The organism is Nguyenibacter vanlangensis (assembly GCF_038719015.1).
Classification (GTDB): domain Bacteria; phylum Pseudomonadota; class Alphaproteobacteria; order Acetobacterales; family Acetobacteraceae; genus Gluconacetobacter; species Gluconacetobacter vanlangensis.
In genome coordinates this window covers 4493642-4519776 of the sequence record NZ_CP152276.1, presented here as the reverse complement: position 1 = coordinate 4519776, position 26135 = coordinate 4493642, and the positions used below count along the sequence as shown (strand labels likewise).

Sequence of the window (26135 nt, the reverse complement as noted above, 5' to 3'; positions counted from 1 at the left end):
GGCCGATGACGGCCACGCGCCCCCTTTTTTGTTTCAGGGAGGCATTTCAGGGAGTCTTTTTTCGCCCCCGTCCGGCATGTTCGCCATCAGGCCGCGGGTTCCGCGCGGGAATCGTCCTCGGCCTCCTGTGCTCTCGGGAGGATCAGCGCGTAATGCGTGCTGCGCCCCCCGGCGGCGTCCTTGGCCAGGATACCGCGAGAGACGAGGTCGTTGATGTCCCGCAGGGCGGTATCCGGCGATGTCTTCGTCATCTTTGCCCATTTCGAGGAATTCAGCTTGCCCTCGAAGCCGTCCAGCAGCCGGTTCAGCATGAGATGCTGCCGGGCATTGAAGATTTGCCCGGCCATGTCTTCCCAGAAGCGGGCCTTCTGCAGCACCTTGCCCAGGGCCTGTTCGGCGCGGCCGAAGGCCCGGTCCAGGCAACCGAGAAACCAGTGCAGCCACGGGGTGATATCGAGCGTTCCTTTCTGCGTCGCCTCCAGAACCGCGTAATACGCCCTCCGTTCCTGACGGATCTGCGCCGAGAGGCTGTAGAAACGCTGGGACGTCTGTTCCGACCGGGCCAGCATGAGGTCACCGATCGCGCGGGCCATGCGCCCGTTCCCGTCCTCGAACGGGTGGATGGTCACGAACCACAGATGGGCGATCGCGGCCTTCAGCACCGGGTCGAGATCCTGCGCGCCATTGCACCAGGCCAGGAAGGACGCCATCTCGGCCTCTATTCTGTCGGCGGTGGGTGCCTGGTAATGCACGCGCTCCCGCCCGATCGGGCCGGAGACGACCTCCATGGCTCCCGCGCCGTCATGACGCCAGGCCCCCACGACGATCCGCGTCATGAAGCTGCGCCCCGTCGGGAACAGGGCCGCATGCCAGGCGAACAGACGCTCCTGCGTCAGGGGTTCGGCATAATGCCGGGTCGCGTCGAGCATCATCTCCACGACGCCTTCGACGTCCCGGTCGATCGGGGCCAGGGCACCGATATCCATGCCCAGCCGCCGGGCGATCGAGGAGCGCACCTGGCCGCGATCCAGGCGCTCCCCCTCGATCTCGCTGGATTTGATGACGTCTTCCGTCAGCGTCCCGAGAACCGCCTCGGCACGGAAATCGAAACCGAGCGATTCCATGCGCCCCAGGAGCCGCCCCTGACGATGGCGTACGGCCGCCAGTTGATGGGAGAGACGCGCGACGTCCCATGTGAATTCCGGCCAGCCCGTCTGTTGGTAGATATAGCGCGCCATATTCCCCGCACTCCTTGCGGGGAATGTAGCAGCCATTCACCGCGCCCCTCCAGAGAAACTCCGCATGGAATGCGGTGATTATGAGCCGCAATCACCGCAAAGCCTGTCGATCGGCATGTTTCGGGGGTGGCGCATGGTGGTTATGATGGGGCATGTCCGCCCGATCCCTCTCCGCCCGCGCGATGCGGGCGCTGCCCTATGTCGTCGCCGCCACATTTTTCATGGAATATCTGGATTCGACGATCATCGCGACGGCGCTGCCGGCGATGGCGCGGTCGTTCCATGTGGGGCCGAACGCGCTGAGCCTGGGCATGACGGCCTATATGCTGACGCTGGCGGTGTTTATTCCGATCAGCGGCTGGGCGGCGGACCGGTTCGGCTCGCGCAGCGTGTTCGCCGGCGCGGTGACGGTCTTTACCGCGTCGTCGGTGCTGTGCGGGGTGGCGGGCAGTGTCGATGCGTTTATCGCGGCCCGGGTGCTGCAGGGGCTGGGCGGGGCGATGATGGTGCCGGTCGGGCGCTTTATCGTGGTGCGCAATACCGAGACCGGCCGGATGATAAGGGCGATTTCGACCATCACCTGGCCCGCCGTCGCCGCCCCCGTGGTGGGGCCGACGGTGGGCGGGATGATCGTGACCTTCGCGAGCTGGCACTGGATCTTCCTGATCAACCTGCCGCTGGGCCTGGCGGTGCTGGGCGTGATCTTCGCCATCGTGCCGCAGCAGTTCGGCGCGCGGCGGCCGATGGATTGGGGCGGGTTCGTGATGGGTGGGGCGGCGCTGACCGCGATCCTGCTGGGGACCGAGCTGGCCAGCGACAGCCATGCCGGCCTGGCGCTGGCCGGGGCGCTGGTCGCGGGCGGGCTGGCGCTGGGGACCGCCAGCCTGCGCCATGCGGCGCGGCAGGCGCATCCGCTGCTGGATTTCCGGCTGATGCGGCATCCGACCTTTGCCGTCACGGTGCTGGCCGGGAGCCTGAGCCGCCTGACCATCGACGCCGTTCCCTATCTGGTGCCGCTGATGCTGCAGGTGGGATTCGGGCTGACGGCGTTTCATGCCGGGACGCTGATGCTGGCCTTCGCGCTGGGCAACCTGGGCATGAAGGCCTTTACCACGCGCATCCTGGAGCGGTTCGGCTTTCGCGCCACCGCGGTGGTGAACGCGACGCTGGGCGTGCTGTTCGTGCTGCTGGCCGGGGCGATGGTGCCGGCGACGCCGGCGGCCGTGCTGCTGCTGGTGCTGCTGGGCTGCGGGGTGACGCGGTCGATGCAGTACACGCTGCTGGCGACCCTGGGCTATGCCGATATCGGCGACACGGAGAAAGGGGCGGCCAGCACGCTGCTGAGCGTGAACCAGCAGGCCTGCATCGGGCTGGCGGTCGCGTTCGGGGCGCTGATGCTGCGCCTGGCGGCGGCGCTGCGGGGAGGGCAACCAACGGACGGGGCCTTCGTGCCCGCGGATTTCCATTATGCGTTCATGATCGTGGCGGTGCCGCTGGCGCTGTCGATTCCGCGTTACCTGCGCATGGACCGTGCGGCCGGCGCGGCGTTGCGCGCGGCGTCCTGACGCGCGGCGTCTTGATGCCCGGCCGCGGGGCCCTCCCCTGCCCCGTCACGCGTTCCGTTGGGCGTTCCGTCGCGCGTTCTTGATCGGCGCGGGCGTCGCAATGGTCTCGGCCCGGGACGATGTGGGATGTTGAGGCCGCGTGCCCTGGGAGGCGCGGGCTCCTCTTTGAGTCTCAAGGGTTCCGATACGAATTCCGGCGCCAGGTCAGACAGCAAGAGCGCCGGGCAACAAGATCGCCGGACAAGGCGGCCTGTCGGGAGAGCGTGATGGCAAACAGGATCAAACTACCGGCGCCGGGTGGCGTCGGCCGGCGCGGCGTCGTGCAGGCGGCGGCGCTTGGCGTATCCCTGGGCGCGTCCCTGGCCGCGTCGCAGGCGGTGCTGGGCGTGCGGCCCGCGCGGGCGGCGCTGCCGGCGCATCCGCGTTTTCGGCTGGTGTTCGTCAATCATGTGACGACCAATCCGTTCTTTACCGCGACGCAGTACGGCATCCAGGACGCGGCCGAGCTGGTGGGCGCGGACACGCAATGGACGGGATCGGAGAACAGCATCGCGGCGGAGATGATCAGCGCGATCAATGCCGCGATCGCCGCGAAAGCCAGCGCCATCGCCGTGAGCCTGGTCGATCCGCATGCCTTCAACGAGCCGGTCGCGCGGGCGCTGGCGGCGGGGATTCCGGTCTTCGCCTATAATGCCGACGCGCCGGCCGGGTCGGGCAACAAGCGGCTGGCCTATATCGGGCAGGACCTGTTCAAGGCCGGGCAGATGATGGGCCAGCGCATCCTGGACCTGGTGCCGGGGGGACGGGTCGCGCTGCTGATCGCGACGCCGGGGCAGTTGAACATCCAGCCGCGCATCGACGGCGCGCAGGACGTGCTGCGCAAGAGCGGGCGGTCCTATCAGATCGACATCGTCGCCACCGGGGCGACGGTGAACGAGGAATTGTCCAAGGTCAAAGCCTATTACCTGGGCCATCAGGACGTCAAAGGCCTGTTTTCGGTCGATGGCGGTACCACGCAATGCGTGGCCGAGACGATGGAACAGTACGGGCTGGCGGCGAAGGGCGTGCGGGGCGGCGGGTTCGACCTGCTGCCGCGCACATTGCACCTGATCGATGCCGGGCACCTGGATTTCACCATCGACCAGCAGCCCTATCTGCAGGGTTTCTACACCGTGATGGAAATGTACGCCTATCTGGTCTCGGGCGGGCTGGTGGGGCCGGCGGAGATCAATACCGGCCTGAAATTCGTGACCAAGGGGACTGTCGCGCCCTATCTGGCGACCAAGACCCGCTACGAGGGAAGTTCCAGCGCCGCGCAGCTTATCGCGCGGTCAGGAGCGATCCAGTCGTAGGCCTGTCCGGGAATGCGTGCTGGCGGCGGTCCGGCGCGCCGCGGGATAGGAGAATTCTTCTTTTTCTGAAGAAAAAGAAGCAAAAAGACTTTTATTCGTTTTAGGGAGTTTGCTTGTTTTGGCAAGGTTTTCCCGAAAAAATCAAAAGTTTTTCCTGATTACGCACTATTTTCAGCCAGGGATTTATGATACAAAACGAGAACATTTGTTGTTTTCGAGAGGCTTGATCGATGGCTCGCAACAAGGTCCAGTTTCAGAAAGGGCTAAGCGAAGCCCAATTTGACGAACTTTACGGAAGCGAAGAGAAGTGCCGAGCGGTGATCTTTGGCTGGCGTTGGCCATCTGGTTTTGAATGCCCGGCCTGCGGCGGGCGTGAGCACAGCGTCATTCAGAGCCGTGGGCAGTATCAATGCAGCGCCTGTCGGAAGCAGACGTCGCTGATCGCCGGAACGATCTTCGCGGCAACCAAGGTGCCGTTACGGACCTGGTTTCGTGCCCTGTACCATCTGACCCAGAGCAAAGGCGGCATCTCCAGCATCGAACTGGGGCGCAGGCTCGGCGTGACGCAGACCACGGCCTGGAAGATCAAGCATAAACTCGCGCAGGTAATGATGGAACGCGAGGCCGGCAAGCGACTGAAGGGACGGATCGAACTGGACGACGCCTATCTCGGCGGAGAACGCGGCGGCGGCAAGCGCGGGCGAGGATCAGCGGGCAAGACGCCGATCGTGGCCGCTGTTGAAACCACACCGCAAGGCAAGCCAATCCGCCTGAAACTCCGCCGGGTGGCCGGGTTCAGTAGGGCCGAGATCGCAAAGATGGCAAAAAACAGCTTCGACCCCGCCAGCAGCGTGGTCAGTGACGGTCTACGCTGTTTCGCCGCCGTCACCGAAGCAGGGTGCGTCCATCATCCCATCCTGACCGGTTCGGGACCAAAGGCAGGCCGCAACCCTGCTTTCAAATGGGTCAATACCGCTCTCGCCAACATCAAGAATGCCATGACCGGTAGCTTACCGTGCTATCCGTGACAAGCATGCGCCGCGCTATCTCGCCGAGTTCGTTTATCGCTTCAATCGCCGCTTCGACCTCGCCTCCATGATCCCTCGCCTCGGATACGCCGCCGTCAGAACCCCGCCCATGCCCTATCGCCTGCTCAAATTGGCTGAAATTAGTGCGTAATCAGGAAGTTTTTTGGTTCTTTTTTTCAAAAAAGAACGAGAACGCCTTCGGGTCGGCGTTGGGGAACATAATACGATGTCGCATATCCTTGGTGGGCTGCTGAAATGGCGTGAGGCGAGCGTCATCGTGGTGGCCGTGGTGCTGGCGGTGTATTTCCAGATCGCCAATTCCAGTTTCCTGTTTTCCAATGACTCGGTGCAGAACCTGTCGCAGTTCGTGGCGCCCGTTGCGATCATCGCCTGTGGCGAGGTGATGCTGATGATCGGCGGCGAGATCGATCTGTCGGCCGGGATGGTGTACGCGCTGGCGCCGTTCCTGATGTATTTCCTGGCGCAGGCCGGACTGCCCTATCCGCTGGCGGTGCTGGGCGCGCTGGCCGGCGCGGCCCTGGTGGGGGCGTTGAACGGTTTCGTGACCGTGATGCTGGACGTGCCGTCCTTCGTCACCACGCTGGGCACGCTGTTCCTGCTGAACGGGCTGACGCTGACGATTTCGGCCGGCACGCCGGTCGAGGTGGAGGCCGGGCGGCGGCTGGCCTGGCTGCTGGGCCGGGCGGGCTATGCCGAGTTCGCCTGGGCGCTGGCCATCGTCGCGGTGATGCATTTCATGCTGCGCAACACGCGCTGGGGGCTGCACACCATCGCCGCCGGGGCGAACCCGACCGGGGCCAGCGAGGCCGGAATCCGGACGCGCCGGCTGAAGGTCGGCAATTTCATCCTGTGCGGCGCGCTGTCCGGGCTGACCGGCATTCTGGAGGCGTTCCGCATTGCGTCGATCGATCCGACGGCGGGAGGGACACATATCATGTTCCTGGCCGTGGCGGCGGCGGTGATCGGCGGCACGCCGCTGGCCGGCGGGTCGGGCACGATCGCGGGCGCGATGGTCGGGGCGATCGTGCTGGGCATCCTGAATGACGGGTTCACGCTGATCGGGATCAATGCCTTTACCTTCGACCTGATCCTGGGCGCGGCCATCCTGGTGGCCATGCTGTTCAACATCCATATCGGCCGTTTCCGGCGCCGTCTGTCCGTGTCATGAGGCATGGCCGGGACATTGGCGCGGGTCACGCCGGGAGGGAGACCGCCATGCGGAGCCTGCCATGACGACGCCCATCGCGACGACGCCCGCGGCGCCCGTCATCCCCCCTGCGGAGAGAGCCCGGATGGAGGCGGCCGGGCCGGAGATGCTGCGGGCGGAGAACATCGTCAAGGTTTTCGGGCCGATCACGGCGCTGGACGGCGTGTCGATGTCGCTGCGCCGGGGTGAGGTCCTGGGCATTCTGGGCGATAACGGCGCCGGCAAGTCGACGCTGATGAAGATCCTGACCGGCTATCAGCCGCCGAGTTCGGGCAGGCTGTTCGTCGAAGGGGTGGAGACCCGCCTGCGGTCGGTGGACCATGCGCGCACGCTGGGCATCGAATGCGTCTACCAGGACCTGGCGCTGGCCAATTCTCTGTCGGTCTACCACAACATCTTTCTCAATCGGGAAATCCTCTATCCCGGGCTGCATGTCCTGAACAACCGCGCGATGCGGCGCGAGGCGGCGCGGTGCCTGGAGGAGATCGGCGTATACGTGCCGTCGGTCGAGGCCGAGGTGGGATCGCTGTCGGGCGGGCAGCGCCAGGCGATCGCGATCGCCCGCGCGGTATACGGCAAGGCGCGCATCCTGCTGCTGGACGAGCCGCTGGCGGCGATGGGGGCGCGCGAGGCCGCGCTGATCGTCGAGCTGATCCTGCGGCTGAAGCGCGAGAATGCGATCTCGATCGTCATGATCATGCATAATTACGCGCAGACGCTGGATATCGCCGACCGGATCATGCTGATGCAGCGGGGGCGCGTGACCTATGAAAACGCGGCAAGCGCGACGTCGGTGCCGGAACTGATGGCGATCGTGCGGCGGGAATACCAGCATTTCCAGGCGCACCGGCAGGAGAGCGCGTGAGGTTGGGGTTTTCGTCTTCTTCGCCGCTGTAAACGCAAAGTCCTGTTGTCGCCTCTCTCAAAATAGACGTGCCACTTGCGAACGGAGGCTTGCTGCCGGCCATCCCGCAAGCAGCGTCGTCGTTTCCATCGGACTTGGCTGCGGCGCGAGCGGACGGTCCGACGCATTGGCCGGCTCGAAGAGCGAGGGCCTGGAAAGGCGTGGCAACAACGGAATTTTGCTGACGAGGATATATATGTTGTGTAAACACAACATATATAAGGAGTAGAGCGCGTGCATAATCGGATTGCGATGTTTCGTGCCGAGCGCGGTCTGACTCGACGTGCTCTGGCCGAGGCGGTCGGCGTCAATCCGCAGACCATCGGCTATCTCGAGCGCGGCGATTACAAGCCGAGCCTGGAACTGGCCCTGAAGATTTGCCGCGTCCTGGGCGTCGAGGTGGAAATGGTATTCTCGCTCGAACCGTTCGAATCCGTTGCGGCGCAGATGCGGCGCGCGATGAGGAACAGCGCCTGATATATTGAGGGCATATTGTGATCGACGCCGACCGCAGATGTAAAGCCCCGTCCCTGGACGGGGAATATTCCGGGGATAAGAGTTGATGGGACCCGTCAATCCATGGTCGAAGCCCGATCGCTCGATTGGGGCCATTCTGGATGTTCCGGCGAAAGCCTTTGCACGGCGCCTGGAATGGATCGCAGGGCCGTTCCTCGCCGAGATTCAGGACACGAAGCCCGATCCTGCGTCTATCCGCTATCGCTGGCGGCCTGCCGTGATCTTGTTGCTGACATTCGTCGATCTGGCCTGGCTGTCGAACAGCCCGCGACTTTCGCCGGCACTGTTCCTCTATGTCGAACTCGGTCTCTCATTATGGTCGAGCAGGCTCGTCTACAAGATCATGTTGGTCACGGGGCCCGTCTATGAGCAGGACGAGCGCCAGAGGGCGCTGGCGGCTGCCGCACGGGAGAAAGGACTGATCGGAGCACTGCTGCTGACATACAGCGGATTAATAGAGTTGTTGTACCAACTCCTTCGGGCAGCGCGATTCCGGGTGGACTCCGTGCTGCCCTACCTTGCGATCGAAATAGCGGTGCTCCTGACGGCAACGACCGTCGTCTACCAATGTATCCGCCTGCTCTACCTGTCCTGGGCGGAACAACCCATTCCGGATTTGGAATAATTCCGGACGTTCAAAGCTGGATGATGGCGCAGAACGATCACCCTGCCGTACGCCTGCACGAACTCTCTCCTGGCATTGGTGGACCGTGCAGAGACGCTTATCCCCTCTCCTGGGCCGCCGTCTGGGCTGCCGCATGGCGGATTGCGCGGGCCATGGCCTCGACGCCGTTGCCGCGATTGGTCGAGAGGGCCTGGACCAGGCCCAGGTCGCGCAGGAAGCCCGGGTCGGTCGCGAGGATTTCGTCGGGCGTGCGGCCGGAATAGACGCGCAGCAGCAGGGCGACCAGGCCGGAGACGATGGCGGCGTCGGATGCGCCGGCGAAATAGAGCGCGCCGTCGCGGGTTGCGGATTCGAGCCAGACCTGGCTCTGGCAGCCGGGGACGCGATGCGCGTCATTGGTCCATTCGGCGGGGAAAGGCGGCAGCTTGCGCCCGAGTTCGATGATGTACTGGTAGCGCTGCATCCAGTCATCGAACAGCGCCAGCTCGTCGCCGATCGCGGCGATCGCGGCGGCGGCGGTTTCGTCCTCGGGTCTGACGAAGGGGTCGGTCACGGCGGTCATGGAGCAATCCTGTGGCGCCACCGGCCCGTCCGGTCAAGACGGGACGGGCCGGGACGGGACGGTGGCGCCATGCCCGCCGGCCCGTCGCCCGCCCGGCCTTGGAGCCGTTCGGGACTGTGGGCGGCGCGCCGGACCACCGCCGGCGCGCGGTCCCGGGCGGGTTTAGAGGATGAAGCGGCTGAGGTCGCCCTTTCGGGCCAGGGGGGCGACCTTGTCCTGCACGTCGGCGGCGGTGATGCGCACGGTCTGGCCGGAGCGGTCGGCGGCGGAGAAGGACACGTCCTCGAGCATGCGTTCGAGCACCGTGGCCAGGCGGCGCGCGCCGATATTCTCGATCCGTTCGTTGATGTCGGCGGCGAGTTCGGACAGGGCGTCCACCGCGCCGTCGGAGAAATCGAGGGTGACGCCCTCGGTTTCCATCAGGGCGGTATATTGCTTGAGCAGCGAATGTTCGGGCTCGGTCAGGATGCGGCGCAAATCCTCACGGGTCAGCGGCGCGAGTTCGACGCGGATCGGCAGGCGGCCCTGCAGTTCGGGCAGCAGGTCGGAGGGCTTGGCGATATGGAACGCGCCCGAGGCGATGAAGAGGATATGGTCGGTCTTGACCGGCCCGTATTTGGTCGAGACCGTCGTGCCCTCGATCAGCGGCAGCAGGTCGCGCTGTACGCCTTCTCGGGAGACGTCGCCGCCGCGGAATCCGCTTTCCGAGGAGCGGGCGCAGACCTTGTCGATCTCGTCGAGGAAGACGATGCCGTGATCCTGGGCGTGCGCGACGGCTTCGCGGGTCAGCGCGTCGTTGTCGAGCATCTTGTCCGCTTCCTCACGCGTCAGGGCCTCGCGCGCGGCGGCGACGCTCATGCGGCGGCGCTGGGGCACGCGGTTCATCAGCCCCTTCATCATGTCGGAGAAATTGATCACCGTGCCCGGGGTCATGTTCGGCAGGTCGCCGAGCGCCGCCGCCCCCTGGGTGTCGGCGACGGCGATCTCGACCTCCTTGTCCTCAAGCTCGCCCTGGCGGAGCATGCGGCGGAACTTGCCCTTGGTGTCGGCCGACGCGCCCTCGCCCACCAGGGCGTCGACCAGGCGGTTTTCGGCGGCGTGCTCGGCGCGGGCCTGCACGTCGCGCCGGCGCAGGTCGCGCAGCATGGTCAGCGAGACCTCGACGAGGTCGCGGATGATGCTTTCCACGTCGCGGCCGACATAGCCGACCTCGGTGAACTTGGTGGCTTCGACCTTGAGGAACGGGGCCTGGGCCAGGCGGGCCAGGCGGCGGGCGATCTCGGTCTTGCCGCAGCCGGTGGGGCCGATCATCAGGATGTTCTTCGGCACGACCTCGTCGCGCATCCCCTCGGGGAGCTGCGCGCGGCGCCAGCGGTTGCGCAGCGCGATCGCGACGGCGCGCTTGGCGTCGGCCTGGCCGATGATGAAGCGGTCGAGTTCCGAGACGATTTCACGGGGGGAATGGTTGGGGACGTCCATTACGCTTTGGCCTCGTCCGTATCCTGGCCCAATGTTTCCAGGATCACGGAATGATTGGTGAAGACGCAGATCTCGCCGGCGATGCGCATGGCGCGGCGCGCGATGTCGGCGGCCGACAGCCCGTCGATTTCGGCCAGGGCGCGGGCGGCGGAGAGCGCGTAATTGCCGCCGGAGCCGATAGCGATGATCCCGTCCTCGGGTTCCAGCACATCGCCGTTGCCGGTGAGGGTGAAGGCGCGTTCGCGGTCGGCCACGGCCATCATCGCCTCGAGCCGGCGGAGATAGCGGTCGGTGCGCCAGTCCTTGGCCAGTTCGACGCAGGCGCGTTCGAGCTGGTTGGGGAAACGTTCGAGCTTGGCCTCGAGCCGTTCGAGCAGGGTGAAGGCGTCGGCGGTGGCGCCGGCGAAGCCGGCCAGGATCTCGCCCGCCGGGCCGATGCGCCGGACCTTGCGGGCATTGCCCTTGATGACGGTGTTGCCGAGCGTCACCTGGCCGTCGCCGGCCATGGCCACCTGGCGGCCGCGGCGCACGCACAGGATGGTCGTCCCGTGCCAGCCGATGGGATCATGGTGGGTGCTGTGTATGGTCTGCATGACTGGAACAGATAAGCCGTCCGCCGCGCAGGACAAGGGTGGACAGCCGGGGAATGCCGCGCCGGAGCGTCACGAAGTGGCGCAAACGGCGCGCTTCATGCCCCGGGCCGCGGTGGGGTCGGAAACGTGGGCTGGTGAGCGAGAGTGCCGCGCAGCGGCACGGCCGGCGTGGGTTTGCGAGCATCGCAGCGCAGCGGCCTTGTGGGCCGTGAGCAGCGAAGCGCAGCAAAGCCGCGTCGGATCGCCACCAGCCCGCGTTTACGACCCCACCGCCGTTTATGATCCTATGGCGCGGGCTATGTATTCGGACAGTTCGGCCTGTGTGAACGGCTTGCGCAGGATCAGGGCGTCGGCTGGCAGGTCGGCATTGTCGGCGTAGCCGGTCAGGAACAGGATGGGGGTGCCCGGATAGCGGGCGCGGATGCGGCGGGCGGCTTCCTCGCCGCCCATCCGGGGCATCATGACGTCCATCACCACGAGGTCGGGGATGTCGGGTTCCATGTCGGAGAGGCGGGACAGGGCGGCCTCGCCGCCCGTCGCCTCGATCGTGCGGTGGCCCATGCCGCGCAGGAAGCCGGCGGTGACCGCGCGGACCGCGTCCTCGTCATCGACCACCAGCGCCAGCAGGCCGCGCGGCGCGGGGGGGTCGGGGGGCGGCGGCGGCGCGGGGGTGGCGGCGTCCTGCTGGACGGGCAGATAGAGATCGACCCGCGTCCCCTGCCCCAGGGTGCTGGAGACGCGGACGTCGCCACCGACATGGCGGATGAAGCCGTAGATCATCGACAGGCCCAGCCCGGTGCCGCGGCCGACATCCTTGGTGGTGAAGAAGGGTTCGAAGATGCGGGCCAGGGTTTCGGGGGACATGCCGGTGCCCTGGTCGGCGACCGAGACGACCACGTAGGGGCCGGGCGCGAGGTCGCCCCTGGCCGAATCGCCGATGCGCGGGCCGTCGCCGTGCGGCGTGTCGACAGGCGGGTTGTCGACAGGCGGGCCGTCGATATGTGGGCCGTCGATATGTATGGGGCGGGTCGAGAGCGCGATCGTGCCGCCGTCGGGCATGGCGTCGCCGGCATTGATGCACAGATTGAGCAGCGCGAGTTCGAGCTGTCCGGCGTCGGTCCGGGCGGGCGGCAGGGTGCCGTCGGGCGCCAGGCCGCCCACGTCGATGGCGAAGGGCATGCGCGGTGCGGCGCCGTCGCGGCGGCGGGCGGTGACGGCCTGCATCAGCAGGTCGCGCATGTTCCGCAGCAGGGCGTTGACGTCGACCGGCTGCAGGGAGAGGTCGCGCGGGCGGCTGAAATTCAGCAGCCGGCGGGTCAGGTCCGCGCCGCGCCGGGCCGCGGCCATCGCGTTGTCGAGCAGGCGGGCCGTGCGGGAATCGAGCGGGGGGCCGGTGTCGGCGGCGAGTTCCAGCGAGCCCATCACCGCCGTCAGCAGATTGTTGAAATCATGGGCGATGCCGCCGGCCATGGTGCCAAGGGCCTGCATCTTCTCGGCTTGGCGGAGGCGGGCCTCCATTTCCCGCTGGCGGGTGATGTCGCGATTGATCAGCACCGAGTGGGAGCCGACGCCCGGATTGGCGCCCGGAGTGGCACCCGGATTGGCGTCGAGCCGCGCGCGGGTGAATTCGCGCCAGACCGTGCCGCCGCCGGGCGTGGGAAAGGCGATGACGTCCTCGTCCTTGCCCTCGGCGGCCATCCGGGCCTCGGCGGCACGCAGGGCGGGGAGCTGGGCGGGGTCGGTCAGGTCTTCCTCGCGCTGGCCGAGGCAGGCGGCCTCGTCCCGGCCGTAGAAGGCGGCGGCCTGGCGGTTGATGCGGATGAAGCGGCCCTGGGGGTCCTTGAAGGCCAGGCCGGAGCGCAGGTTCCGGAGCAGCCCGTGCAGCAGCATGCGTTCGGTGTGCAGTTCGCCTTCCAGCCGGTGGCGGTGGGCGGCCTGGACGATCATCGCGCGCAGGGCGTCGCCGTCCCAGGGCTTGTGCGAATAGAACGAGATGCGGCCCTGGTTCAGCGCCGCGGCGACGGCGCCGATGTCGGCGTAGCCGGTCAGCAGGATCGCCTGGGCGTCGCAGAAGGCGCGGGCGCGGGCCAGCATGACGTCGCCGCCCATTTCCGGCATGCGCTGGTCGGAGACGATGACGTCGACATCCGGGCGGCGGGCCAGGATGTCCAGGGCCTCGGCCGGCGAGGTGGTGGAGAGGATCGTGAACGAATCCTCGAGCAGGTCGGTGAGGGCCACGAGGATTTCGGGTTCGTCATCGACCAGGAGGACGACGGGGCGGGCCGTCATGCGGGGGCCCCCGCGCCGACGGGGCTGGGGGGCGGCATGGCCTCGGGATGGGCCCCGGGATCGGGGAGCGCCGCCAGTTCGGGCTGCCAGGGCACCGCGACGGTGAAGAGGGTGCCGCCGCCCGGCGCGTCGGTGGCGGTGATCGTGCCGTGATGGGCCTGCACCACGCCATAGGCGATGGCGAGCCCCAGGCCGGTGCCGGCCCCGACGGGCTTGGTGGTGAAGAAGGGCTCGAAGACCCGTTCCTTCATGTCCGGGGGGATGCCGGGGCCGTTGTCGCGGATGGTGAAGACGTAGGTCTGGCGATCGCCCCCGTTCTGGCGATCGCCGTTTTGTCGATCGCCGTTTGGTCGATCGCTGGCGGCGCGCAGTTCGGTGCCGATGCTGATCAGGCCGGCGGGCATGGATGCGGCGGATATGGGGGCGCCGGGGGCGGCAGCGGACTGGTCGGTCATGGAGAGGATGGCGTCGGCCGCGTTGCTGATGATGTTCATGATCACCTGGTTGAGCAGCGCGGACTGGCAATAGAGCCGGTCGGGCGCGCGATAGTTCCGTTCGACCGCGATATGGCCGCCGAATTTCTGGGTCAGCAGGGCGAGCACGGTCTCGAGCGCCTCGGGCACGTCGATGACCTGGAACTGGCCCTCGTCCAGGCGGGAGAATTTGCGCAGGTTCACCACCAGGTTCTGGATGCGGCGCAGGCCGAGATTCATCGATTCCACCCGGTCGCGGCATTTCGCCAGCGCGGCGCGGCGTTCGGCGGCGGCCGAGGCGGCAGCGGGGGATGCGCCGTCCCCGGACATGTCGTTCTCGGGTGCGTCCTTCTCGGCGTCGATCACCTGGGCCAGCAGGCGGGCGACCGTGTCCTTGTGCGCCAGGATGAAGGCGAGCGGATTGTTGATTTCGTGCGCGATCCCGGCGACCAGCTCGCCCAGCGAGGCCATCTTCGCGGTCTGGACCAGCTTGCTCTGGGTTTCGATCAGCTTGCGGTTGGCGGCGGCCAGTTCGGTGTTGGCCTGTTCCAGCGCGCCGGCCAGCGACGCCTTGGACGCGATGGCGGCGGCCTCGGCGCGGGCGGTCTCGACCGCGATCTCGCGCGCCTGGCGTTCATGGTCGATGCGCCTGGCCTCGTCCTGCAGCAGCTTGCGGCGCAGCAGGGCGCGGATGCGCAGGGCGAGCATTTCGGGCTCGACATCGTCGGAGACCAGATCGTCCACCCCGGCCTCGAACGCGCGGGCGGAGAGGGCGCCGCGCGCGGCCTGGCCGCCGCTGAGCCCGAGGATGCGTGGCGGGACGGCGCCGCCCACCACGATTTTCTGCCGCAGATCGTCCAGTTCGCGGCAGAAGGCGATGCCGTCGAACCGGCCGGAGACCAGGTCGACCACCACGCAGTCGGGGCCGCGCGCCGCGTCCAGCCAGCTCTGCCGGTCCACGGCGGAGGGGTGCGGCGCCACCATGACGTCGTGCCCGTCGGAGCGCATCAGGGCGGCCAGGGAGGCGACGTCGCGGCCGGGCGCGCCGTCGCCGCCGACCACCAGGATCCGCGCGCGGCGGAACAGGGGGCTGTCGTCGCGCGGGCCGGTCCCGGCGCCCTCGCGCAGCAGGGCGCGGATGCGGAAGACGATCAGGTCCGGATCGGCGGATTTGGGCACGTAGGCGTCGGCGCCGCTTTCCAGGCCCTCGCGCTCGAGCCCTGGTTCGCCGCCCTCGGTCAGCATCAGCACGGGGATCATGCGGGTGACCGGGCTCATGCGGAGCTGGCGGGCCATCTGGCCGCCATTCATTCCCGGCAGGTGGTAATCGGCCACCACCAGGTCGGGGATGCGGGCATCGAGCGAGTCCAGCGCGGCCTCGCCGCTGGCGACGCGGCTGACGGTGAAGCCGTGGCCTTCGAGCATGCGGCGGATGCGCAGCGCCTGGGTGTCGGAATCCTCGACCAGCAGCAGGGTCGGCTGCGGGGCCTGTTGCTGGGCCGGTTGCGGGGGCGCGGTCATGCCGGCGCGTCCCCGGTCGTGCCGCTCTCGGCATGGGAATCGACATGGGAGACGGCGTGCGGGACGCGCGAGGCGGCGGCGATGGCGACGAGGTGGGGGGCGATCTGGCCGAGCGGCAGGCTGACGCTGGCCGCGCCGAGGCGTTCGGCGGCACCGGGCATGCCGTGGACGATGGAGGTGCTGCGGTCCTCGACGATCGTGTAGGCGCCGGCGCGGCGCAGGTCGCGCAGGCCGGTGGCCCCGTCCTCGCCCATGCCGGTGAGGAGTACGCCCATGGCCCCGCCCCCCATGCGGGTCAGCGACGAGAAGAGCGCGTTCGCCGCCGGGCGCTGCCCGCCCAGGGGAGGTGCGCCGGACAGGCGGATTTCGTCATGGCCGCCCAGCATCAGGTGGGTTTCGGCGGGGGCGACATGGATGTGGCCGGGACGCAGGGCCTCGCCCTGCCGGGCGAGGCCGACCGAAAGCGGGGTCTGGGTGGCCAGCCAGGCGGCGAATCCCTCCATGAAGCCGGCGCCCATATGCTGGACGAGGAGGATCGGCCAAGGGAAATCGGCGGGCAGCGCGCCCACGATGTGGGAGAATGCCTGCGGGCCGCCGGTCGAGGCGGCCATGGCGACGAGGCGCGGGCGCAGCCGGCGCGGCACGGGGAGCAGGGCGGGAGGGGCGGCCTCTGGAGGCATCATCCCTGGCGTCATCGTCCCGGGTGTCATTGTCTCGGGGGCCATCGTTACCGGGGCCACGCGGCGGCGGATCACGGGCACCTGGCTCATGATGTACAATTGCGTCGCGATCGCGGTGCCGGATGCACCGGACGGCCAGCCGGCCGGCTTTTCGACCACCGACAGCGCGCCCGAGCGCAGGGCGTCCATCGAGATGCGCAGGGCCGGGTCGGTCGAGGCGTCGCAGACGATGACGATCGGCGTGGGGCATTCCGCCATGATGCGCCGGGTCGCCGCAAGACCGTCCATGCCGGGCAGGCGCACATCCATCGAGATCACGTCGGGCCGCAGGCGGGGGACCAGGCGCAGCGCCTCCTCGGCCGTTTCGACGGCTTCGATCAGTTCCAGGCGCGGGTCGCCGCGGACCAGCCGGACCATGACCTGGCGGATGACGGCGGAGTCCTCGACCACCAGCACGCGGACCCGGGGCGGCGCAACGAGGAGGTGGTTCACAGCACCCCCCGGATCGTGTCCAGCAATTCGCCCTGTTCGAAGCCCTGTTTGGTGAGGTAGGCGCGCGCGCCGCCTTCGAGCCCGCGGCGAATGTCGGTTTCCTCGTTCCGCGAGGTCATGAGCACGACGGGGATGGAGGAGAGGCGCGGGTCGGCCCTGACGGCGTCCAGCAGCGCGAATCCATCCATGCGGGGCATCTCCACGTCCGTCACGATCACGTCGATCCCGTGGGCCGAGCGGCGCAGGGTCGACAGGGCCTCGACCCCGTCGGTCGCCAGCAGGACATCATAGCCGTGGGTCTGGAGGATCGTCTTCTGGAGAGTCCGTGTGGTAATCGAATCGTCAACGATCAGCACCGTCGGCGCGCGGCGGCGTGGCGCGGCGGCGGGTTCGGCGGGCCGGTGGCCGGCGGGAGGGCCGTCGATGTGCAGGCCGTCGAGGCGCGGACCGTCGATGCGCGGGCCGGGGGCGCCGCCCTTGTTCCAGCGGCCGAGCAGGGTGTCGGGGCTGAGCACGAAGACGGGCCGGTCGCCGCGCGGCCAGCCGACGCCGGGCGCCAGTTCGCTGTCCAGCCCGGCCGCCTGGGCGTCGGAGATCTGCAGGATCCGCACCTCGCGCATCCGGTCGACGGCGAAGCCGCAGCGCAGGCCCTCGGCCGCGACCAGGGCGACCGACAGGGCGCCGTCATGGATCGGCAGGGAGACTGGCGGGGCGGCATCGGGGCGGCCGAGGAAGGCGGCGAGCGGCACCACGGGCACCAGGGCGGGTTCGGCGGGCGGCGCGGCGGAATCGCTGCGGTCGGCGAGGGGAATGTAGGTGCGGCCGTCGATCACGCGCAGGTCGGCCTGGCGCACGCGCAGCAGCCGTTCGATGGCCCGCCCGGGCAGGCCGACCGTCATGCCCCCGGCCTCGACCAGCAGGGTGGTGCGCTGGCGCCTGGACACCGGGACGGACATCGTGACGGTCGTGCCCCAGGACTGGGTGTCGGGCTGGGTGGTGTCGGGTTGGCCGGCCTCCATGCGGACCGCGCCGTGCAGGGCGCGCGCGGCCTCGGCCACCACCGAGAGGCCCATGCCCCGGCCGGCCAGGTGATCGGCCTGGGGCCGGGTGGAGAAGCCGGGATCGAAGACCAGGGCCAGCAGCGTGTCGGGGTCGGGCTGCGTGTCGGGGGGGATCAGGCCCTTCTGCGCCGCGCGGGCGGCGATCGCGTCGAGGTCGGGGCCGCGCCCGTCGTCGGAGACCGAGACCAGGAGCCGCACGCCGACCATGCGGACCGACAATGTGAGCACCGGCACGGGCGGCTTGCCGGCTTGCCGCCGGCGGGACGCGCTTTCCCGCCCGTGGACGATGGCGTTGCGCAGCAGGTGGATCACCGGGTCGCGCAGGGCCTGCATGACGCGGCGGTCGGCGCGGACATCCATGCCGAGCAGCCGGACCGTGACCTCGCCGTCGCCGTCCTCGGAGGGGTGTTCGCGGGCATGTTCGCGGGCGATCTGGCGCACCATGCCGGCCAGGGAGCCGAAGACCGTGCCGGCGGGGACCAGGGTGACGGCGCGGATGTCCTCGTCCATCCGCAGCATGGCGCGGTCGAGCTGGCCGGCCAGGCGGCCGCGTTCGCGCGACAGGGCGGACAGGGCGCGGGTCAGCCGCGCCAGTTCGGCCGCCGGGTCGGCGGGCGGCGCGTCGGCATGGCGGCGGGCCAGGGCGGCGAGGTCGTCGAGTTCGGCCCAGAGCCGGTCCTGCCGGCCGGCGGCGGCCAGGACGTCGTGCAGGACGCCGGACAGCGCGTCGAGGCGCGAGAGCGGGACCTGCACGTAGGATTCCGCCGCGTCCTCGCCCCCCGGGACGGCGGGTGACGAGACGGGCGGCGGGGCGGGAGGGGCGCCCTGCATGGCGGCGTCGATCCGGTCCATGGCCCGGCCGATCGCGGCGATGTCGTCGGGCTGGGCCGGCTGGTGTCCGTCCGTCAGGCGGAACAGGCGGTTTTCCAGCGCATGGGCTATGGATTCGATGTCGGCGCGCTCGACGACGCGGGCCGCGCCCTTGAGCGAATGGACGCGGCGGAAGATTTCGCCCACGCCGTGCGCGTCCGGCGGGCCGGCCGCCAGGATGTCGCGCACCACGCGGAGATGGTCGCGATATTCGGCCTGAAAGACCGCCAGCAATTCCTGTTGCAGGCTTTCCACGGCCGTCAGGTGCGGTAGCGGGCGGAGATGGCCAGGAGCTGGTGCGACAGGCTGCCGAGATTGCTGGCCGAGGCTTCCAGGTTGCGGGTGCCGGCGGCCGTCTGCTGGCTGGCCTGGCGGATGCTCTGCAGGGCCGTCATGACCTGTTCGATGCCGATCTGCTGCTGGTTGGTCGAGGCGACGATCTGCTGGAAGGCATGCACGCCTTCCTCGATCCCGCCGGTCATGCGCTCGATCGTGTGATAGGAGATGTCGGTGCGTTCCTTGCCGGCCGAGACGCGTTTCACGGCCTCTTCGGTCAGCATCACCGAGGTGTTGATGCCGCGCTGGATGTCGCCGAGGATCGAGCGCACATGCTGGGTGGCGTCGCGCGACTGGTCGGCCAGGATCTTCATTTCCGCGGCCACCACGGCGAAGGAGCGCCCGTGCTCGCCGGCCGAAGCGGCCTCGATCGCCGCGTTGAGCGCCAGCAGGTGCGAGCGTTCCGACAGGTCGTTGACGGCGGTGATGATCTCGCTGATCGCATCGGTGCGTTCGGAGAGGGCCACGATGTTCTGGGCCACGGCCTCGGCCCCTTCCTGGGTGCGGGCCATGGCGCGGGCGGTTTCCTCGACCGCTTCCAGCCCGCTGGCCGAGCTGTGGACGATGATTTCGGCCGACGAGATGACCTCACGCGCGCGCTTGCTGATCTGGGCGCCGGAATGGGTGATCTGGTCGACCGTGGCGGCGGTTTCCTGGACCGCGGCGAACTGTTCCTCGACGCTGGCGGCCTGCTGCTGGGCGGAGGCGCGGATGTCGGCGACCGCGGCGTCGAGATTGCGCGTGGCCTCGCGGCTTTGCTGCGCGATTTCGCGCAGGCCGTCGATCATGCGGTTGAGCCCCAGGCCCAGCCGTTCGAACTCGTCGCGGCCGACGCCGGAGCCGTTGACCGTCACGCGGGTCGAGAGATCGCCCTGCCCCACCAGTTCCATCACCCGCATCAGCGCCGCGAGCGGCGCCAGGATCGAGCGCCGGGTCCAGAAAGTGACGATCAGCGCCACGATGACCGCGACCGCCAGGCCGAGGGTGAGCGAGCGGCGGCTGAATTCGTACAACGCGCCGCTCTGCGCCTCGCCGGCCTGCACGCCGCCGTCCAGCGTGGTCGCGGCCTCGGTCACCAGGCGGTCGATCGCCTGGTCGCGGCCGTCGAGCTGGGCCGATTGCAGCCGGACGGCGGCGTCGTCCCCCCGGCGGATGGCGGCGAACAATTCGTCGGCGGACTGGCCGTTCTGGCGGACCTGGCCCAGCGCCTGGCGGAGCAGCGCGGAAATCGCGGCGAACATGGCGCGGCGGGCGCCGACCGGGGCCTCGTCATTCGCCTGGCCGGCGTCGCTGAGCGCCTGGACCAGCGTGTCCTCGGCCTGTCGTTCCTCGGCGCCCCAGTCGGCGATGGCGGCATCGAGCGCGACGCCGCCCTTGTCGTAATCGCGCGCATAGAAATGGGAGAGGATGGACAGGCGGCGGGCGACCAGGTCGTTTTCCAGCGCGCGCAGATGGTTGAGCTGGCGGTAGACCGACAGGTCGCGGGTGACGATCACCGTCATTTCGTCGCGGACATTGCGGATCTGGCCCAGCGCGTAGACGCCGATGGAGACCATCAGCATCACGCCGACCATGAATCCGAGCAGCAGGCGATTGGCGATTGTCACGGCGGGTCAGACTCCGAAATGGCGTGCGGCGAACAGGCGCGCGGGATCGAGCGCCGCGACCACCCGGCCGTCCGGCAGGACGGCCAGGGGGTGCGGGGTGGACGGGCCGGCGGACGCGTCCGCGATGTCCGCGACGCCCGTCGTGGCGCCGGCCAGCAGGGCGAAACGCGCGACCGACAGGCCGGACGCCGGGCGCAGCAGCACCATGGTGCCGGCCGCGCGCATCGGCGCGCCGCCCAGCAGGACCGACAGGTCGAACACTGTATAGAGATTGCCGCCATAGCCATAGACGCCCCGCACCCCGGCTGGACAGTCGGGCCGCATGGGCATGGCGCACCAGGCCGGGTCGGTCACGCGCAGCACATGGGGCACGTCGATGGCGTAGCCCTGGCCGTCGATGTCGAGGATGACGGCGGAGCGGCGGGGCCCGTCCTGGACGCCCGCCTGTTCGCCGCGCGCGGCGAACAGGCGGGCGCGTTCCTGCATCGTGGCGCGCGCGTAGAGCGTGGCGCGGCCAAGGGATGTGTCCTGGGGCGTGTCCCTGGGCGTGTCTCTGGGCGTGTCTCTGGGCGTATCCTGGGTCATGTCCCTGTCCCGCGCAGGGCCGGGAGTGCTGCCGCCGCGTCGGCCTGCGGCAGTTCGTCATCGTGATCGGTGCCGTCCGGGCGGATCAGGCGCAGCAGGCCGGCCGCCGTCAGGCCGCCGGCTTCGGCGACCGGGGCATCGGGCGGAAGGCGTTCGAGCAGCATGCGGGCCTGGCGCAGCAGGCGCCTGCCCTCGCCCGCCTGGCCGGAATCGTGCAGCAGGTGGGCGAGGTGGACATGAGCCATGACATGGTCGCGGCGGAGATAGATTACGCGGCGGAACCCGTGTTCGGCCGAAGCCGGATCGCCCGCGCCGGCGGCCAGCATGCCGGAGAGGAAATGCAGCCCGGCATCCAGCGGATGGTCGGCCAGGGCGGCGGCGCAGCACGCGAGCGCCTGGTCCAGCGCGCCGGCCTCGGCCAGGTCGCGCACCGCGGCGGCGGCGGCCGTTGCGTCGCGCAGGGACGCGCATGCGATGACGGGCGCGGCGGAAGGACGGCGGCGGGGCACGGGCACAGGCACGGGCACGGGCACGGGGGCGGGGGCCGAGGCGGAAGCGGCGGGACGCGGACGCGGCGGCGGGCCGAGGCGCGTGCCCGGGAGGCGGAAGGCCTGCGTGCCCGGGAAGGTCACGGTTTCGAGGAACGCGCCGCATTCCGACAGCGGGTCGGAATGGCCCAGCAGCAGCCAGCCATGGGGCGACAGGCGGCCGGCCAGGAGGCGGATCAGGTCCAGCGCGCGGGCGGGCTCGAAATAAAGCAGCACGTTGCGGCACAGGACGAGGTCGAACGGGCCCGCCGGGCCGCCGCCCGCGGACAGGTCCATGAGGTTGCCGTATTCGAACCGGACCATGCGCCGGTATTCGTCGCGCAGGATCCAGTGCCGGTCGCGGTCGGCGGGGCGGAACCAGCGGGCGCGCTCGGCCGGGGAGAGGTCGCGCAGGGACCAGGCGCCGTATTCGGCCCGGCGCGCGCGGTCCAGCGCGTGGAGGCTGATGTCGGTGCCGAGGATTTCGATCCGCCAGCCCGTCTCGCCCCGCGCGGCGAGGAGGCGGCGCAGCAGGATGGCCAGCGAGTAGGGCTCGGCCCCGTTGGCGCAGCCGACGCTCCAGATCCGCAGGGTGCGCAGGCCGTGCAGGCGCCGGATCAGGTCGGGCAGGATGGTGGCTTCGAGTGCGTGGAACTGCTCGGCGTAGCGGAAGAAGAAGGTCTCGCCGATCGTCACGGCGGATTCCAGCGCCCGCCATTCGGTTTCGCCGCCATGGGGGTCGGAGAGCAGCGAGAGATAATCCATCGGGCGGGCGCAATGGCAGGCTTCCATGCGGCGGGCCAGGATGATGTCCAGCAGGTCCATCTTGTCGGCATAGTAATGCAGGCCGGTGCGCGCGACGATGCGGGCCGCGAGCCGTTCCAGGGTGCGCCCGCGTTCAGACATCGTCACCCCAGATATCGTCACCCCACAGGGCGGCGCGCACCGAATCGGCCGTGGCCAGTTGCGCGAGATGCTGCCGTTCGCGTTCCAGCAGCAGGCGGGCCGGGTCCATCAGCAGGGCGGACCGTCCGCCCGGCAGTTCGATTTCCCCCGTCAGCCATTCGGCGGCCATGTCGTCGGGGATGGGGGTGGCGGGCGCGGCGGCGGGGCGGACGTCCTGCACCCCGTCGACCAGGAAGGCCACGCGGGCGGCGGGGTCCGTCCGGTGCGGTGCCAGGGGAGCGCAGGGAAGGGAGTCGCAGAGCAGCAGAGGGCGGTAGAGCAGCGTGGCATCGGTGTCGCCGGGCGGCGCATCGTCCGGCGGGGGCGCGCGCAGGCCGAGCAGGACCGCGAGGTCGACCACGACCACCCGTTCGGCCCCCAGGCGGAAATGCCCCAGGACGGGGGCCGGCGTGCCGGGCGGACGGAAGAGCGCGGGCAGAGGCATGCATTCCCGCACCGGCGGCGCCGGCAGGGCATAGCAGGTGCTTGCGAGACGAAAGATGACGACGGCCCCTGACACCCCGGTTGCATGACCTCCGACACGGATGACCGCCACGGCGATGCGCGCTGTGATGCGCGCTGTAATGCTGTCACGCGTGGCGGTTTCCCTGATCGTGTATTCACCGAAGATTGCATTTAGCACAAGTGACGGCTACCTCGGGCAGGGATGCGTTCCCGACAGAGCGGGCACGCCATGCATAAGTTGCCGGAGACGATCGTCATGGACAGCTTCAACCCGGGACGTGCCGCCGAGCGGTTTCTTCCGTCGGCGGGCCGCGTGCCGTCGCGCCTGGCCATCGGCCGCCTGGTCCGCGTGGCGCTGTGCGCCGTGTTCTATTGCCTGTTCTATTTCGTGCAGCAGGTCACCGAATTGCTGGCGCCGCTGGTGCTGATCCTGGGGGTCGGCTGGAGCGTGCTGCCGCGCCTGATCGGGGCGATCGGCGCCAGCGCGGCGGCCGCGGACCCGCAGGCGCGTGACATCGTGACCCATGTGGCCGGCACCATTCCGCAGGAAATCGTGGTGGGGTCGCATGTGCTGACCGCGTGGTCGCTGGTGACCGACGGCCTGCTGATGATGGGCGCCGCCGCGGTCTGCGCGACCCTGGCCGCCATTGCCGCGCGCGAGATGTAAGAGCCCGTCCGGACGGCCCGCGTGATCCGGCTGCGCGACGTCAGTTTTCGCTATGACACGGCCGGCCCGGGCGGCGCGGCGCTGCGGCAGGTGTCGTTCGACGTGCCGCAGGGGGGATTCCGCTGGCTGCTGGGCCCCTCGGGGGCCGGGAAATCCAGCCTGCTGCGGCTGCTGGCGCTGGGGGCGCGGCCGACATCGGGGCGGCTGGAGGTGCTGGGCGCGGCGGTGGACGGGGCGCGGCGGGCGGCGCTGGCGCGGCTGCGCCGGCGGATCGGCATCGTGCAGCAGGATTTCCGCCTGCTGCCGGATTTGCCGGTTTTCGACAATATCGCGCTGCCGCTGCGCCTGCAGCGCCGGCCCGAGGACGAGATCCGCGACGAGGTGCGGGCGATCCTGGACTGGGTGGGGCTGGGCGAGCGGGCGGCGTCGCGCCCGCCGCAGCTTTCCGGCGGGGAGCAGCAGCGCGTGGCCATCGCGCGGGCGGTGATCCACCGGCCGGCGCTGATTCTGGCCGACGAGCCCACCAATGCGCTGGACGAGTACCAGGCCGGGCGGCTGATGGAATTGTTTCGCGACCTGGCGGGTTTGGGCACCACCATCGTGGTGGCCACCCATAACGATACGCTGATCCGCCGCTATCCGGCGCACGCGCTGGAACTGGCCCAGGGCCGGCTGGTGCGCGATGGCTGAGCGGATGTCGGAATACCGGCCGGAATCCGGACGGCTGGCGCGATGGAGCCGGGCCCGGCGCGCCGATGGGCTGGCGCTGCGCAAGGCGATTCCCGACCGGCTGCTGCCGCTGATGGTGGCGGCGATGGCCGTGCTGGCGGCGCTGGCGCTGGCCGGGGCGACCGGGGCGCAGGCGCTGGCGGAACGCTGGTCGGCCGGGGCGGCGTCGATCGTGACCATCCAGGTGCCGCAGCCGGACGATGCCGCCGCCCCTGCCCCGGCTGATCCTGCCCCGGCCGGAGGGATGGCGGTCGGGGCGGCGGGGGCGCCGGCGCGGGTGGATGCGGTGCTGGCGGCGCTGGCCGACATGCCGGGCGCGTCGGGCGTGCACCGGCTGGGCAAGGCGGAACTGACGGCGCTGCTGGCGCCGTGGCTGGGCCGGGACGGCGATTTCGCCCTGGCGCTGCCGGCGGTGATCGAATTGCATCTGGCGCCGGGCGGCGGCGGGATCGACAGTGCCGCGCTGGCCCGGCGGCTGGAGGTGCTTGCGCCCGGCACGCTGGTGGAGCGCAATGCGGTGTGGAGCGACCGGCTGGGCGCGCTGGCGGACAGTTTGCGGCTGTGCGCCATCCTGGCGGTGCTGATCGTGGCAGGGATCGCGATCGTGCTGATTGCCGCCACCACCCGGGCCGGGCTGGGGGCGCGGCGCCAGCCGATCGAGCTGATCCATGCCATGGGGGCGAGCGACGGTTATATCGCCGGGCGTTTCGCACGGCGGACGGCGCTGCTGGCCTGTTTGGGCGGATTGATCGGCAGCGTGCTGGCGCTGCCGGTGCTGGTGCTGCTGTCGCGGGTGGCGGCGCCCTTTGCCGCCGACGGGCCGGCCGCCGCCATGCCCCCTGCCCCGGCGGGCCTGCCGGGAGGTGGCTGGATGGGGGGCGGCTGGATGGGGATGCTGTCCGTGCTGCCGGTGCCGCTGGTGGTGACGCTGCTGGCGCTGGCGCCGGCGGCGGCGCTGATCGGCTGGCTGACCACGCAGGTGACGGTGCGCGGCTGGCTGCGCCGGCTGCCATGAGCCGCCTGCCCATCAGCCGCCTGCCCATGATCGCAGCGAGCAGCGGAGCCGACCGTCCACGGTCTGTCCTTGGGGGCTTGCCGGCATGAGCGGGCGGGCGGCGGCTGTGCGTTTTCTGGGCGGGGCGCTGGCCGGCCTGGTGCTGTTCGGCGGGATCTGGGCGGGGGGATTTGCCTGGTTCGTTCATGATGCGTTGCGCCCGGCGGTGATGCCGCCCCGGGCGGACGGGATCGTGGTGCTGACCGGGGGTCAGGGGCGGATCGAGGCGTCGCTGCGGCTGCTGGCCGACGCGCGCGGGCGGCGATTGCTGATTTCGGGCGTGGCGCCGCATGCCACGCCGGCCAGTGTGGCGGTGCGGCTGCAGCCCGTGGCGCCCGGCGCCATGCCGCCGCCCGACATGTGGGCGCGCGTCACGCTGGGGCGCCATGCGACGTCGACCATCGGCAATGCGGACGAAACCGCCGCCTGGGCGCGGGACAATGCGATCCGGTCGCTGATCGTGGTGACGGCGGGGTACCATATCCGCCGCGCGATGATGGAGATCGGCCGGACGCTGCCCGACGTGACGCTGTATCCCTATCCGATCCAGCCGCCGGTTCTGCGCGATCCCTACCATGTGTCGTCGCTGCGGGTGATCGCCACGGAATATGACAAATGGATCCTGGCCAGCCTGGGGCTGGCGCGGGACATGGATGCGTACGGACGGCGGGACGGCGGGGGGCGGTGATATCGCCGCCCGGGAAATCCGCCGCCTCGCCTTGAGGGGCTTAAATCTCCATCGAC

Annotated in this window: 22 protein-coding genes and 1 pseudogene; 11 read left to right on the top strand and 12 right to left on the bottom strand. The window is 69.5% G+C overall.

What is annotated here, in order from left to right; all coding sequences use genetic code 11:
* Positions 1-86: 86 nt before the first annotated feature.
* Positions 87-1238, bottom strand: a complete 1152-nt coding sequence (locus tag AAC691_RS21115; RefSeq protein ID WP_342628366.1) for a Fic family protein — start codon at positions 1236-1238, stop codon at positions 87-89.
* A 152-nt stretch (positions 1239-1390) separates the two neighbouring features.
* Between AAC691_RS21115 and AAC691_RS21110 the strand changes: the two genes are divergently transcribed.
* The 7 genes and pseudogenes from AAC691_RS21110 (at position 1391) to AAC691_RS21080 (ending at position 8456) form a co-directional block, all read left to right on the top strand.
* Entirely contained in the window at positions 1391-2803 is a 1413-nt protein-coding gene (locus tag AAC691_RS21110; protein WP_342628365.1) for an MFS transporter, read from the top strand.
* 266 nt (positions 2804-3069) lie between these two features.
* Positions 3070-4155, top strand: coding sequence for a sugar ABC transporter substrate-binding protein (locus tag AAC691_RS21105; RefSeq protein WP_342628364.1), 1086 nt, complete (start codon positions 3070-3072; stop codon positions 4153-4155).
* Positions 4156-4385: 230 nt separating this feature from the next.
* Positions 4386-5334, top strand: a pseudogene (locus AAC691_RS21100) (IS1595 family transposase).
* 75 nt (positions 5335-5409) lie between these two features.
* On the top strand, positions 5410-6372 hold the full coding sequence (locus AAC691_RS21095; RefSeq protein WP_342628363.1) for an ABC transporter permease: 963 nt from the start codon (positions 5410-5412) through the stop codon (positions 6370-6372).
* Between the two features lie 61 nt (positions 6373-6433).
* Positions 6434-7276, top strand: coding sequence for an ATP-binding cassette domain-containing protein (locus AAC691_RS21090; RefSeq protein WP_342628362.1), 843 nt, complete (start codon positions 6434-6436; stop codon positions 7274-7276).
* Between the two features lie 273 nt (positions 7277-7549).
* Positions 7550-7792 carry a helix-turn-helix transcriptional regulator gene (locus AAC691_RS21085; RefSeq protein ID WP_408906029.1) on the top strand — a complete coding sequence of 81 codons (243 nt, stop codon included), beginning with the start codon at positions 7550-7552 and terminating at the stop codon, positions 7790-7792.
* Positions 7793-7877: 85 nt separating this feature from the next.
* Complete coding sequence (locus tag AAC691_RS21080; protein WP_176639760.1) at positions 7878-8456, top strand: hypothetical protein; 579 nt, start codon at positions 7878-7880, stop codon at positions 8454-8456.
* Between the two features lie 97 nt (positions 8457-8553).
* On the opposite strand, the gene AAC691_RS21075 is transcribed toward AAC691_RS21080, so the two are convergent.
* The 11 genes from AAC691_RS21075 to AAC691_RS21025 all read right to left on the bottom strand — a co-directional run bounded on the left by AAC691_RS21075 (position 8554) and on the right by AAC691_RS21025 (position 23119).
* Positions 8554-9009 (bottom strand): SufE family protein, encoded by a 456-nt coding sequence (locus tag AAC691_RS21075; RefSeq protein ID WP_342630294.1) that lies wholly within the window; start codon positions 9007-9009, stop codon positions 8554-8556.
* Positions 9010-9180: 171 nt separating this feature from the next.
* Positions 9181-10497, bottom strand: coding sequence for an ATP-dependent protease ATPase subunit HslU (gene hslU, locus AAC691_RS21070; protein WP_342628361.1), 1317 nt, complete (start codon positions 10495-10497; stop codon positions 9181-9183).
* Positions 10497-11090 (bottom strand): ATP-dependent protease subunit HslV, encoded by a 594-nt coding sequence (gene hslV / locus AAC691_RS21065; protein ID WP_176639758.1) that lies wholly within the window; start codon positions 11088-11090, stop codon positions 10497-10499. Before hslV ends, hslU begins: the two co-directional genes overlap by 1 nt.
* 276 nt (positions 11091-11366) lie before the next feature.
* On the bottom strand, positions 11367-13379 hold the full coding sequence (locus AAC691_RS21060; RefSeq protein ID WP_342628360.1) for a response regulator: 2013 nt from the start codon (positions 13377-13379) through the stop codon (positions 11367-11369).
* On the bottom strand, positions 13376-15373 hold the full coding sequence (locus AAC691_RS21055) for a response regulator (RefSeq protein ID WP_342628359.1): 1998 nt from the start codon (positions 15371-15373) through the stop codon (positions 13376-13378). The genes AAC691_RS21060 and AAC691_RS21055 overlap by 4 nt, the downstream gene beginning before the upstream one ends.
* The gene (gene cheB / locus AAC691_RS21050; RefSeq protein ID WP_342628358.1) at positions 15370-16545 is read right to left on the bottom strand and encodes a chemotaxis-specific protein-glutamate methyltransferase CheB; all 1176 of its coding nucleotides are present in this window, start codon (positions 16543-16545) and stop codon (positions 15370-15372) included. The genes AAC691_RS21055 and cheB overlap by 4 nt, the downstream gene beginning before the upstream one ends.
* Positions 16542-18731 (bottom strand): response regulator, encoded by a 2190-nt coding sequence (locus tag AAC691_RS21045; RefSeq protein WP_342628357.1) that lies wholly within the window; start codon positions 18729-18731, stop codon positions 16542-16544. The genes cheB and AAC691_RS21045 overlap by 4 nt, the downstream gene beginning before the upstream one ends.
* Positions 18732-18736: 5 nt before the next feature.
* Positions 18737-20419 (bottom strand): methyl-accepting chemotaxis protein, encoded by a 1683-nt coding sequence (locus AAC691_RS21040; protein WP_342628356.1) that lies wholly within the window; start codon positions 20417-20419, stop codon positions 18737-18739.
* Between the two features lie 6 nt (positions 20420-20425).
* Positions 20426-21004, bottom strand: a complete 579-nt coding sequence (locus tag AAC691_RS21035) for a chemotaxis protein CheW (protein ID WP_342628355.1) — start codon at positions 21002-21004, stop codon at positions 20426-20428.
* Complete coding sequence (locus tag AAC691_RS21030; RefSeq protein WP_342628354.1) at positions 21001-22437, bottom strand: protein-glutamate O-methyltransferase CheR; 1437 nt, start codon at positions 22435-22437, stop codon at positions 21001-21003. The genes AAC691_RS21035 and AAC691_RS21030 overlap by 4 nt, the downstream gene beginning before the upstream one ends.
* Positions 22430-23119 (bottom strand): chemotaxis protein CheW, encoded by a 690-nt coding sequence (locus tag AAC691_RS21025; RefSeq protein ID WP_342628353.1) that lies wholly within the window; start codon positions 23117-23119, stop codon positions 22430-22432. The genes AAC691_RS21030 and AAC691_RS21025 overlap by 8 nt, the downstream gene beginning before the upstream one ends.
* A 51-nt stretch (positions 23120-23170) precedes the next feature.
* On the opposite strand from AAC691_RS21025, the gene AAC691_RS21020 reads away from it, so the two are divergent.
* The 4 genes from AAC691_RS21020 to AAC691_RS21005 all read left to right on the top strand — a co-directional run bounded on the left by AAC691_RS21020 (position 23171) and on the right by AAC691_RS21005 (position 26079).
* Positions 23171-23608, top strand: a complete 438-nt coding sequence (locus AAC691_RS21020; protein ID WP_246285812.1) for a hypothetical protein — start codon at positions 23171-23173, stop codon at positions 23606-23608.
* Between the two features lie 21 nt (positions 23609-23629).
* Positions 23630-24298 (top strand): ATP-binding cassette domain-containing protein, encoded by a 669-nt coding sequence (locus tag AAC691_RS21015; RefSeq protein WP_342628352.1) that lies wholly within the window; start codon positions 23630-23632, stop codon positions 24296-24298.
* On the top strand, positions 24291-25352 hold the full coding sequence (locus AAC691_RS21010) for an FtsX-like permease family protein (RefSeq protein WP_342628351.1): 1062 nt from the start codon (positions 24291-24293) through the stop codon (positions 25350-25352). The genes AAC691_RS21015 and AAC691_RS21010 overlap by 8 nt, the downstream gene beginning before the upstream one ends.
* A gap of 85 nt (positions 25353-25437) precedes the next feature.
* Positions 25438-26079, top strand: coding sequence for a YdcF family protein (locus AAC691_RS21005; RefSeq protein WP_342628350.1), 642 nt, complete (start codon positions 25438-25440; stop codon positions 26077-26079).
* Positions 26080-26135: the final 56 nt, after the last annotated feature.

Excerpts from the sequence above, each read along its gene's own strand:
- AAC691_RS21115 (WP_342628366.1), bottom strand. The coding sequence starts at position 1,238 with ATGGCGCGCTATATCTACCAACAGACGGGCTGGCCGGAATTCACATGG.
- AAC691_RS21110 (WP_342628365.1), top strand. The coding sequence starts at position 1,391 with ATGTCCGCCCGATCCCTCTCCGCCCGCGCGATGCGGGCGCTGCCCTAT.
- AAC691_RS21105 (WP_342628364.1), top strand. The coding sequence starts at position 3,070 with ATGGCAAACAGGATCAAACTACCGGCGCCGGGTGGCGTCGGCCGGCGC.
- AAC691_RS21095 (WP_342628363.1), top strand. The coding sequence starts at position 5,410 with ATGTCGCATATCCTTGGTGGGCTGCTGAAATGGCGTGAGGCGAGCGTC.
- AAC691_RS21090 (WP_342628362.1), top strand. The coding sequence starts at position 6,434 with ATGACGACGCCCATCGCGACGACGCCCGCGGCGCCCGTCATCCCCCCT.
- AAC691_RS21080 (WP_176639760.1), top strand. The coding sequence starts at position 7,878 with ATGGGACCCGTCAATCCATGGTCGAAGCCCGATCGCTCGATTGGGGCC.
- hslU (WP_342628361.1), bottom strand. The coding sequence starts at position 10,497 with ATGGACGTCCCCAACCATTCCCCCCGTGAAATCGTCTCGGAACTCGAC.
- hslV (WP_176639758.1), bottom strand. The coding sequence starts at position 11,090 with ATGCAGACCATACACAGCACCCACCATGATCCCATCGGCTGGCACGGG.
- AAC691_RS21060 (WP_342628360.1), bottom strand. The coding sequence starts at position 13,379 with ATGACGGCCCGCCCCGTCGTCCTCCTGGTCGATGACGAACCCGAAATC.
- AAC691_RS21055 (WP_342628359.1), bottom strand. The coding sequence starts at position 15,373 with ATGACCGCGCCCCCGCAACCGGCCCAGCAACAGGCCCCGCAGCCGACC.
- AAC691_RS21035 (WP_342628355.1), bottom strand. The coding sequence starts at position 21,004 with ATGACCCAGGATACGCCCAGAGACACGCCCAGAGACACGCCCAGGGAC.
- AAC691_RS21030 (WP_342628354.1), bottom strand. The coding sequence starts at position 22,437 with ATGTCTGAACGCGGGCGCACCCTGGAACGGCTCGCGGCCCGCATCGTC.
- AAC691_RS21020 (WP_246285812.1), top strand. The coding sequence starts at position 23,171 with ATGCATAAGTTGCCGGAGACGATCGTCATGGACAGCTTCAACCCGGGA.
- AAC691_RS21010 (WP_342628351.1), top strand. The coding sequence starts at position 24,291 with ATGGCTGAGCGGATGTCGGAATACCGGCCGGAATCCGGACGGCTGGCG.
- AAC691_RS21005 (WP_342628350.1), top strand. The coding sequence starts at position 25,438 with ATGAGCGGGCGGGCGGCGGCTGTGCGTTTTCTGGGCGGGGCGCTGGCC.